The organism is Citrobacter cronae (assembly GCF_016893685.1).
In the GTDB taxonomy this organism is placed as follows: domain Bacteria; phylum Pseudomonadota; class Gammaproteobacteria; order Enterobacterales; family Enterobacteriaceae; genus Citrobacter; species Citrobacter werkmanii.
In genome coordinates this window covers 1,393,774-1,403,780 of the sequence record NZ_CP069763.1, presented here as the reverse complement: position 1 = coordinate 1,403,780, position 10,007 = coordinate 1,393,774, and the positions used below count along the sequence as shown (strand labels likewise).

Genomic DNA, 10,007 nt, shown 5'->3' with positions numbered 1-10,007 from the left:
TGTTACCTGATGCTTAGAGGCTTTTCCTGGAAGCAGGGCATTTGTCACTTCAGCACCGTAGTGCCTCGTCATCACACCTCAGCGTTAAAAGGTACCGGATTTACCTGGAACCTCCGCCTACATGCTTAAACCGGGACAACCGTCGCCCGGCCAACATAGCCTTCTCCGTCCCCCCTTCGCAGTAACACCAAGTACAGGAATATTAACCTGTTTCCCATCGACTACGCCTTTCGGCCTCGCCTTAGGGGTCGACTCACCCTGCCCCGATTAACGTTGGACAGGAACCCTTGGTCTTCCGGCGTGCGGGTTTTTCACCCGCATTATCGTTACTTATGTCAGCATTCGCACTTCTGATACCTCCAGCAACCCTCACAGGCCACCTTCAACGGCTTACAGAACGCTCCCCTACCCAACAACACATAGTGTCGCTGCCGCAGCTTCGGTGCATGGTTTAGCCCCGTTACATCTTCCGCGCAGGCCGACTCGACCAGTGAGCTATTACGCTTTCTTTAAATGATGGCTGCTTCTAAGCCAACATCCTGGCTGTCTGTGCCTTCCCACATCGTTTCCCACTTAACCATGACTTTGGGACCTTAGCTGGCGGTCTGGGTTGTTTCCCTCTTCACGACGGACGTTAGCACCCGCCGTGTGTCTCCCGTGATAACATTCTTCGGTATTCGCAGTTTGCATCGGGTTGGTAAGTCGGGATGACCCCCTAGCCGAAACAGTGCTCTACCCCCGAAGATGAATTCACGAGGCGCTACCTAAATAGCTTTCGGGGAGAACCAGCTATCTCCCGGTTTGATTGGCCTTTCACCCCCAGCCACAAGTCATCCGCTAATTTTTCAACATTAGTCGGTTCGGTCCTCCAGTTAGTGTTACCCAACCTTCAACCTGCCCATGGCTAGATCACCGGGTTTCGGGTCTATACCCTGCAACTTAACGCCCAGTTAAGACTCGGTTTCCCTTCGGCTCCCCTATACGGTTAACCTTGCTACAGAATATAAGTCGCTGACCCATTATACAAAAGGTACGCAGTCACACCCGAAGGTGCTCCCACTGCTTGTACGTACACGGTTTCAGGTTCTTTTTCACTCCCCTCGCCGGGGTTCTTTTCGCCTTTCCCTCACGGTACTGGTTCACTATCGGTCAGTCAGGAGTATTTAGCCTTGGAGGATGGTCCCCCCATATTCAGACAGGATACCACGTGTCCCGCCCTACTCTTCGAGTTCACAGCACATGCGTTTTTGTGTACGGGACTATCACCCTGTACCGTCGGACTTTCCAGACCGTTCCACTAACACACATGCTGATTCAGACTCTGGGCTGCTCCCCGTTCGCTCGCCGCTACTGGGGGAATCTCGGTTGATTTCTTTTCCTCGGGGTACTTAGATGTTTCAGTTCCCCCGGTTCGCTTCGTTAACCTATGTATTCAGTTAACGATAGTGTGACGAATCACACTGGGTTTCCCCATTCGGAAATCGCCGGTTATAACGGTTCATATCACCTTACCGGCGCTTATCGCAGATTAGCACGTCCTTCATCGCCTCTGACTGCCAGGGCATCCACCGTGTACGCTTAGTCGCTTAACCTCACAACCCGAAGATGTTTCACTTCTGATTGCGAAAATTTGAGAGACTCGAACACACCATTTATCTGTTCTTATTACGGAGAACAGACACAGTGTGTCGTTTCAATTTTCAGCTTGATCCAGATTTTTAAAGAGCAAATATCTCAAACATGACTCGCAAGTCAGTTTTGAGATATCAGGGTACGCGTCTTTCACTCACGAACCAGCAAGTGGCGTCCCCTAGGGGATTCGAACCCCTGTTACCGCCGTGAAAGGGCGGTGTCCTGGGCCTCTAGACGAAGGGGACACTGAAGTCTCAATCGCAAGACGCCTTGCTATTCACTTTTCATCAGACAATCTGTGTGAGCACTGCAAAGAACGTTTCTTTAAGGTAAGGAGGTGATCCAACCGCAGGTTCCCCTACGGTTACCTTGTTACGACTTCACCCCAGTCATGAATCACAAAGTGGTAAGCGCCCTCCCGAAGGTTAAGCTACCTACTTCTTTTGCAACCCACTCCCATGGTGTGACGGGCGGTGTGTACAAGGCCCGGGAACGTATTCACCGTGGCATTCTGATCCACGATTACTAGCGATTCCGACTTCATGGAGTCGAGTTGCAGACTCCAATCCGGACTACGACATACTTTATGAGGTCCGCTTGCTCTCGCGAGGTCGCTTCTCTTTGTATATGCCATTGTAGCACGTGTGTAGCCCTACTCGTAAGGGCCATGATGACTTGACGTCATCCCCACCTTCCTCCAGTTTATCACTGGCAGTCTCCTTTGAGTTCCCGACCGAATCGCTGGCAACAAAGGATAAGGGTTGCGCTCGTTGCGGGACTTAACCCAACATTTCACAACACGAGCTGACGACAGCCATGCAGCACCTGTCTCAGAGTTCCCGAAGGCACCAAAGCATCTCTGCTAAGTTCTCTGGATGTCAAGAGTAGGTAAGGTTCTTCGCGTTGCATCGAATTAAACCACATGCTCCACCGCTTGTGCGGGCCCCCGTCAATTCATTTGAGTTTTAACCTTGCGGCCGTACTCCCCAGGCGGTCGACTTAACGCGTTAGCTCCGGAAGCCACGCCTCAAGGGCACAACCTCCAAGTCGACATCGTTTACGGCGTGGACTACCAGGGTATCTAATCCTGTTTGCTCCCCACGCTTTCGCACCTGAGCGTCAGTCTTTGTCCAGGGGGCCGCCTTCGCCACCGGTATTCCTCCAGATCTCTACGCATTTCACCGCTACACCTGGAATTCTACCCCCCTCTACAAGACTCTAGCCTGCCAGTTTCGGATGCAGTTCCCAGGTTGAGCCCGGGGATTTCACATCCGACTTGACAGACCGCCTGCGTGCGCTTTACGCCCAGTAATTCCGATTAACGCTTGCACCCTCCGTATTACCGCGGCTGCTGGCACGGAGTTAGCCGGTGCTTCTTCTGCGAGTAACGTCAATCACTAAGGTTATTAACCTTAATGCCTTCCTCCTCGCTGAAAGTACTTTACAACCCGAAGGCCTTCTTCATACACGCGGCATGGCTGCATCAGGCTTGCGCCCATTGTGCAATATTCCCCACTGCTGCCTCCCGTAGGAGTCTGGACCGTGTCTCAGTTCCAGTGTGGCTGGTCATCCTCTCAGACCAGCTAGGGATCGTCGCCTAGGTGAGCCGTTACCCCACCTACTAGCTAATCCCATCTGGGCACATCCGATGGCAAGAGGCCCGAAGGTCCCCCTCTTTGGTCTTGCGACATTATGCGGTATTAGCTACCGTTTCCAGTAGTTATCCCCCTCCATCGGGCAGTTTCCCAGACATTACTCACCCGTCCGCCACTCGTCACCCGAGAGCAAGCTCTCTGTGCTACCGTTCGACTTGCATGTGTTAGGCCTGCCGCCAGCGTTCAATCTGAGCCATGATCAAACTCTTCAATTTAAGTTTGATGCTCGTGAATTAAACTTCGTAATGAATTACGTGTTCACTCAGAGACTTGGTATTCATTTTTCGTCTTGCGACGTTAAGAATCCGTATCCTCGAGTGCCCACACAGATTGTCTGATAAATTNTTAAAGAGCAGTGCCGCTTCGCTTTTTCTCAGCGGCGCGGGGTGTGCATATTACGCTATCCCGCTTCAGAGTCAAGCGTTTATTTACGCTTTTCTCCGCTGACCCGGCGGCGTGTAATCCGTTGTTCCGTGTCAGTGGAGGCGCATTATAGGGAGTTATTTCAGGCTGACAAGGGGAAATTTAAAATAACTTTCCGAATGCGTATTTTTTCACCAAAATCATCATTAACATGCCATAAAATAAGCAATTTGTCGTTTTTGCAGCCGCAATCACACTACCTGGTGGCATACTAATGAATAAGAAAAAGAGTAAGGAAGAACATTCATGCCTTTAAATGCCCAACAGCTAGCCGCACAGAAGAATCTGTCCTACGTTCTGGCCGAAAAGTTGGCTCAGCGAATCTTAAAAGGTGAATATGCGCCGGGTGCTATCCTGCCCGGTGAAATAGAGCTGGGCGATCAGTTTGGCGTGAGTCGTACCGCAGTAAGAGAAGCGGTAAAAACGTTAACGGCAAAAGGTATGGTATTACCGCGCCCGCGTATTGGCACTCGCGTCATGCCTCAGGCAAACTGGAACTTCCTCGACCAGGAGCTGCTTACCTGGTGGATGACGGAAGATAATTTCCCTCAGGTCATAAAACATTTTCTGGTGATGCGCATCAGTCTGGAGCCTCAGGCCTGTTTACTGGCGGCGACTATCGGTACGGCAGAACAAAAAGCGCATCTCAATACACTGATGGAAGAGATGGTCGAGCTGAAAAGAAATTTCCGGCGCGAGCGTTGGATAGAAGTTGATATCGCCTGGCATGAGCACATCTATGAAATGAGTGCGAATCCGTTCCTTATCTCCTTTGCATCACTATTCCATTCCGTCTACCAGACCTACTTTACCTCTATTACCTATAACGATGTGGTGAAGCTGGATTTGCACCAGGCTATTGTCGATGCAATAGAGGATAGCGATGGCGATCGCGCCTTCACCGCCTGTCAGGCATTGCTGATAGCACCGAACGTGCTACCGGATAAATAATATGTCAGAAAAGAAATCTCGCAGTATGGCCGGGCTGCCATGGATAGCAGCCATGGCCTTTTTTATGCAGGCATTAGACGCCACTATCCTCAATACCGCTTTACCCGCAATAGCGCACAGCCTTAACCGCTCTCCACTCGCCATGCAGTCGGCTATTATCAGTTATACCCTGACGGTCGCCATGCTGATCCCGGTGAGTGGATGGCTGGCAGACAGGTTCGGTACCCGACGCGTCTTTATGATTGCCGTAAGCCTGTTTACGCTGGGCTCGCTGGCTTGTGCGCTATCCAGTTCCTTAAGTGAATTGGTAGTTTTCCGCGTCATCCAGGGCATCGGCGGCGCGATGATGATGCCTGTTGCCCGTCTGGCTTTATTGCGAGCTTACCCGCGCAGCGAATTACTCCCTGTGCTTAACTTCGTGACCATGCCTGGGCTTGTGGGCCCTATTTTAGGTCCGGTATTGGGCGGGGTTCTGGTCACGTGGGCCAGTTGGCACTGGATTTTCCTGATTAATATTCCCATAGGCGTGGCGGGTATCTTCTATGCACGCAAATATATGCCGAACTTCACCACGCCGCGCCGCGGCTTTGATATGACAGGTTTCTTCCTCTTTGGCCTGAGCCTGGTGTTGTTTTCCAGTGGTGTTGAGCTGTTTGGTGAGAAGCTTGTCGCTACCTGGGTCGCACTCAGCATTATTGTGACCAGTATTCTGTTGCTACTTGCCTACATTCGTCACGCGCGTCGTCACCCAACGCCGCTGATATCGCTTCCCATATTTAAGACCAGAACCTTTTCCGTTGGGATCGCTGGAAACCTTGCCACGCGTCTGGGTACAGGATGTGTGCCGTTCTTAATGCCGCTGATGCTACAGGTAGGCTTTGGATATCCGGCGTTAATTGCGGGTTGCATGATGGCGCCAACGGCGCTGGGATCAATACTGGCAAAATCAATGGTGACGCAGGTGCTACGCCGACTTGGCTACAGAACGACACTGGTGGGTGTTACGGTGTTTATCGGCCTGATGATTGCGCAATTCGCTTTGCAATCCCCTGCTATGCCGGTCTGGATGCTGATCCTACCGTTGTTTATTTTAGGTATGGCGATGTCCACCCAGTTTACCTCAATGAATACCATCACTCTGGCGGACCTGACCGATGAGAACGCCAGCAGCGGTAACAGCGTGCTGGCCGTTACGCAGCAACTGTCGATCAGTTTAGGGGTCGCTATCAGCGCAGCCGTCCTGCGTATCTATGAAGGTATGGAAGGTACTAATACGGTTGAACAGTTCCATTACACCTTTATAACCATGGGCGCGATCACTATTGTCTCTGCGCTGATGTTTATGCTGCTAAAAGCCAAAGACGGACGTAACCTGATCAAAGATCGACACAAGCCTAAACCGACCCCCGCGCCATCAAAACAGGAGTAAGTTGCAGGCGTTGTTGCTGCAATGCGGGCTGCGCCATCCGGTGGATTAACACATCGATGGCCAGCTCGCCCAATTCATCTTTGGGTTGATGGATGGTCGTCAGCGGCGGCGTCATATAGCGTGCCAGTTCGATATCATCATAACCCACCACCGCCATATCCTGCGGAATGCGCAATCCTGACTGATACAATGCCTGATACGCTCCGACGGCCATTGCGTCGTTCCCGGTGAAAACGGCCTGCGGTCGCTGTTTATGTGACAACAACGTTTGCATAGCTTCAAAACCACCGCCGAACTCAAAGTCACCGGTGATCTCGTAACCTTCCGGGACCGGCAAGCCCGCTCGCTTCATGGCCGCCCGATATCCTTCCAGACGTAAACGCGCCGGTGTTTTATCCAGCGGCCCGGTAATACAGGCAATGCGCGTAAAACCTTTATCGATAAGATGCTGAGTGGCTAAGTCCCCGCCTAACAGAGAGTTATCCTGAATCAAATCGCTTTCGCCATCAAAGGGCGACCAGTCCATCATTACGGTAGGAATAGAAGGATAGCGTTGCATTATCTCTCTGGAAGGCTGGTGCGTTTCGGTGCAGAGCAGCAGCAAGCCATCCACCCGTTTTTGCATCAGCGTTTCCAGATTGCGGTTCATTCGCTGTTCATCGCCTTCGGTATTGCATAACACCAGGCTGTAACCGCGTTCAAAACAGCTACGTTCAACGCCACGAACCAGCTCGGAATAAAAAGGATTGGTACTGGCAGTGATTAACATGCCAATGGTGCGGGTCTGGTTTAGCTTGAGACTGCGCGCCAGTGCGGAGGGCGCATAGTTAAGCTCTTTAATTGCCGCTTCAACTTTGTCAGTGACAGACTCACTGACAAAGCGATCTTTATTAATGACGTGAGAAACCGTCGACGTAGAAACACCCGCCAGGCGGGCGACGTCCTTCATTGTAGCCAAGCGTTACCTCTGTTGACTTAAAAACGCTTCTATTTCTTCGCGCCATGGAACGGAAGGCTGCGCACCTTTACGGGTAACCGCAATCGCCGCAGCTGCATGGGCAAAACGGATCGCTTCAGGCAGCGGAGTCTCTTCCAGTAACGCTGTAATTAACGCGCCGTTAAAAGTATCCCCGGCAGCGATGGTATCAACGGCGTCCACTTTAAAACCAGGCACTCGGTGGCCTTCACCATTCACGCTGGCCCACACTCCGCGACTACCTAAAGTAATCAATACAGTATGGATCCCTTTCGCGTGTAATGCCTGCGCCGCTTTGGCCGCATCTTCATCGTTTTCAACACTGATCCCCGTCAGCTTCTCAGCCTCGGTTTCATTCGGGGTAATAATATCCACCAGCGCCAGCAGTTCGTCAGAAAGTTCACGCGCCGGAGCCGGGTTAAGGGCGACCGTGGTCTTATTTTGCTGCGCAATTTTTGCCGCAGCCAACACGCTTTCGATCGGCGACTCTAACTGCATCAGTAAGGCGGAGGCATGCGCAATGCGGTCGCGCTGCGCTTCCACCAGTGCAGGAGAAAGAGCTGCGTTCGCTCCGGCGTGAATGCCAATAACGTTCTCGCCATCACCATTCACAAAAATCAGTGCCACACCGGTCGATTCCCCCGAAATGACGCTGATCGGCGCAATATCGATATTATCTTTGGCCAACTGTTTACGCACACTTTCGCCAATATCGTCGTCACCCGTACAGGCAATAAACGCGATGTTCGCGCCACTACGACCCGCAGCAACAGCCTGATTAGCGCCTTTTCCGCCAAATGCGACCTGATAATGGCTACCGGTTACGGTTTCACCAGGCGTTGGGAAAGATTTAAGGTTGAGGATGTGATCGGCATTGATGCTGCCAAGAACAACGAGGTTGCCTGCGGTTTTCATGTTCGGAGTGTCCAGTAAAGTGCGCCACCGGGTTAGGGTGGCGCGTGCCCTGCTTTTCTTTTTACGCTTTCATCCTTAGAACCAGGCCCTGGGATGGCGTATTTATGTCTCCATCAGGCCGCGAGCGACCTGAATCGGTGTTACTGCTTGATGACCAGCTTCAGATCAACCGGATATTTAGCCTGAACCTTCTCGCCTTTCAGAACCTTATCCGCAGTTTCCACGCCTTTCGCGCCGATCTGATCCGGCAACTGAGCAATGGTCGCAGCCAGTTTGCCATCATTTACTGCTTTTTCGCCATCTGGCGTGCCGTCAAATCCAACCACCATCACATCAGATTTACCCGCGGTTTGCAGTGCGCGCAGCGCACCCAGCGCCATTTCATCGTTCTGGGCAAATACGGCCTGCACGTCAGGATGTGCAGTCAGCAGGTTCTGCATGACGTTCAGACCCTTAGTGCGGTCGAAGTCTGCCGGCTGGCTGGCCAGTACGTTAAATTTGTGTGCCGCAACGGCTTGCTGGAAACCTTCGCCACGCTCACGTGCCGCTGAAGTACCGGCAATCCCCTGTAGTTCGATAACTTTCGCGCCTTCACCTGCTTTCTTCGCGATGTAATCACCCGCAATTTTACCGCCCAGCACGTTATCAGACGCAATGTGGCTGACCACATCACCTTTTGTAGCCTGACGATCCAGAGTAATAACCGGGATCTTCGCCTGGTTAGCCATCTTCACAGCGTTACCAACGGCGTCAGAGTCAGTCGGGTTAATCAGCAGTATTTTAGTTCCACGAACCGTTAAGTCCTGAACGTTAGCCAGCTCTTTTGCCGGGTTGTTCTGTGAATCCAGAATCACCAGGTTATAGCCCAGCTTATCCGCCTCTTTTTGCGCGCCATCCTTCAGAGACACAAAGAACGGGTTATTGAGGGTGGAGACCACCAGCGCAATGGTATCTTTCGCCATCGCATTCGCGCTCACGGTGGCGCTCAGCGCAACAGCAGAAACCAGGGTAGCCAGTTTTTTCATGTTCATATTTAAGATGTCCTGTAATCGTTGTTACTGCTTTTTGTTGTCTACCAGTACCGCCAGCAAAATCACCACCGCTTTGACGATCATCTGGTAATAGGAGGATACACCTAACAAATTCAAACCATTATTGAGGAAACCGAGAATTAATGCGCCGATCAGCGTCCCAACAATACGTCCTTTACCGCCCGCCAGGCTGGTACCGCCTAACACCACCGCAGCGATAGCATCCAGCTCATAGCCAGTACCTGCCGTCGGCTGCGCAGAGGAGAGACGAGCCACTTCAATGATGCCCGCCAGCGATGCCAGCAGACCGCACAGGGAGTAAACGATAATTTTGATTTTACTCACGCTGATACCGGACAGACGCGTTGCTGCTTCGTTACCGCCCAGCGCATAGATATAACGCCCAAGACGCGTATGGTGCAGCATGTACCACGCCGCCAGGAAGACAATCCCCATGATCCACACAGGCGTAGGCACGCCTAACGGACGACCAATACCAAACCAACCAAACAGATCGGCATTGTCAGTAAACCCGGTATTTACCGGACTGCCGTTGGTGTACACCATGGTCACACCGCGCAGCAGCAGCATCATCACCAACGTGGCGATAAACGCCTGCACGCGGCCTTTCGCGACAATGACCCCGGTTACTGCGCCAATGGCAGCGCCGAGCGCCAAAGCAGCGGCAACGGCCACCAGCGCATTGACTTCAATACCGACAATGGACGCTGCCACCGCACCGGTAAGCGCCAGCAAGGAACCGACGGACAGATCGATACCCGACGTCAGGATGACCAACGTCATGCCGACGGCCATGATGGCGTTTACCGACGTTTGCTGGAGAATGTTGAACAGATTATTAACGGTAAAAAAGTTGGGGCTCATGGTGGAAACAATCGCGATCAGCACTAACAGAGCGATGAGCGACTTTTGCTCCAGAAGCCATGCTTTAGTGAAATAACGGCGACCAGAAACAGCCTGGGTAGTCATCTTTT

The 10,007-nt window shown here is 52.2% G+C and carries 6 protein-coding genes, 1 tRNA gene and 2 rRNA genes (1 of these 9 running past the window's edge); 2 read left to right on the top strand and 7 right to left on the bottom strand.

Annotation, left to right across the window (positions count from 1 at the left end; all coding sequences use genetic code 11):
* The 3 genes from JSN25_RS06005 to JSN25_RS05995 form a co-directional block, all read right to left on the bottom strand.
* Positions 1-1,592, bottom strand: a 23S ribosomal RNA gene (locus JSN25_RS06005) (it extends 1,313 nt beyond the left edge of the window).
* Positions 1,593-1,801: 209 nt separating this feature from the next.
* Positions 1,802-1,877 (bottom strand) — tRNA-Glu (locus tag JSN25_RS06000).
* An 85-nt stretch (positions 1,878-1,962) separates the two neighbouring features.
* A 16S ribosomal RNA gene (locus tag JSN25_RS05995) occupies positions 1,963-3,502 on the bottom strand.
* Together the 16S and 23S rRNA genes with 1 tRNA gene alongside form the textbook arrangement of a ribosomal RNA operon.
* A 454-nt stretch (positions 3,503-3,956) precedes the next feature.
* Here JSN25_RS05995 and JSN25_RS05990 point away from each other — a divergent pair.
* Both JSN25_RS05990 and mdtD read left to right on the top strand, forming a co-directional pair.
* The gene (locus tag JSN25_RS05990) at positions 3,957-4,661 is read left to right on the top strand and encodes a FadR/GntR family transcriptional regulator (protein ID WP_038635812.1); all 705 of its coding nucleotides are present in this window, start codon (positions 3,957-3,959) and stop codon (positions 4,659-4,661) included.
* Position 4,662: 1 nt separating this feature from the next.
* Entirely contained in the window at positions 4,663-6,090 is a 1,428-nt protein-coding gene (gene mdtD / locus JSN25_RS05985; protein ID WP_038635809.1) for a multidrug transporter subunit MdtD, read from the top strand.
* On the opposite strand, the gene rbsR is transcribed toward mdtD, so the two are convergent.
* The 4 genes from rbsR to rbsC all read right to left on the bottom strand — a co-directional run bounded on the left by rbsR (position 6,056) and on the right by rbsC (position 10,002).
* Positions 6,056-7,048: a ribose operon transcriptional repressor RbsR gene (gene rbsR / locus JSN25_RS05980; RefSeq protein ID WP_087857265.1), complete on the bottom strand. Its 993-nt coding sequence runs from the start codon at positions 7,046-7,048 to the stop codon at positions 6,056-6,058. The genes mdtD and rbsR overlap by 35 nt on opposite strands.
* 3 nt (positions 7,049-7,051) lie before the next feature.
* Positions 7,052-7,981 carry a ribokinase gene (rbsK, locus tag JSN25_RS05975; protein ID WP_204525525.1) on the bottom strand — a complete coding sequence of 310 codons (930 nt, stop codon included), beginning with the start codon at positions 7,979-7,981 and terminating at the stop codon, positions 7,052-7,054.
* A gap of 140 nt (positions 7,982-8,121) precedes the next feature.
* Complete coding sequence (gene rbsB, locus JSN25_RS05970) at positions 8,122-9,012, bottom strand: ribose ABC transporter substrate-binding protein RbsB (RefSeq protein WP_006687780.1); 891 nt, start codon at positions 9,010-9,012, stop codon at positions 8,122-8,124.
* Positions 9,013-9,036: 24 nt separating this feature from the next.
* Complete coding sequence (gene rbsC / locus JSN25_RS05965) at positions 9,037-10,002, bottom strand: ribose ABC transporter permease (protein ID WP_003023762.1); 966 nt, start codon at positions 10,000-10,002, stop codon at positions 9,037-9,039.
* Between the last annotated feature and the right edge of the window lie 5 nt (positions 10,003-10,007).

Coding starts and splice junctions, on each gene's coding strand:
- JSN25_RS05990 (WP_038635812.1), top strand. CDS start 3,957: ATGCCTTTAAATGCCCAACAGCTAGCCGCACAGAAGAATCTGTCCTAC.
- mdtD (WP_038635809.1), top strand. CDS start 4,663: ATGTCAGAAAAGAAATCTCGCAGTATGGCCGGGCTGCCATGGATAGCA.
- rbsK (WP_204525525.1), bottom strand. CDS start 7,981: ATGAAAACCGCAGGCAACCTCGTTGTTCTTGGCAGCATCAATGCCGAT.
- rbsB (WP_006687780.1), bottom strand. CDS start 9,012: ATGAACATGAAAAAACTGGCTACCCTGGTTTCTGCTGTTGCGCTGAGC.
- rbsC (WP_003023762.1), bottom strand. CDS start 10,002: ATGACTACCCAGGCTGTTTCTGGTCGCCGTTATTTCACTAAAGCATGG.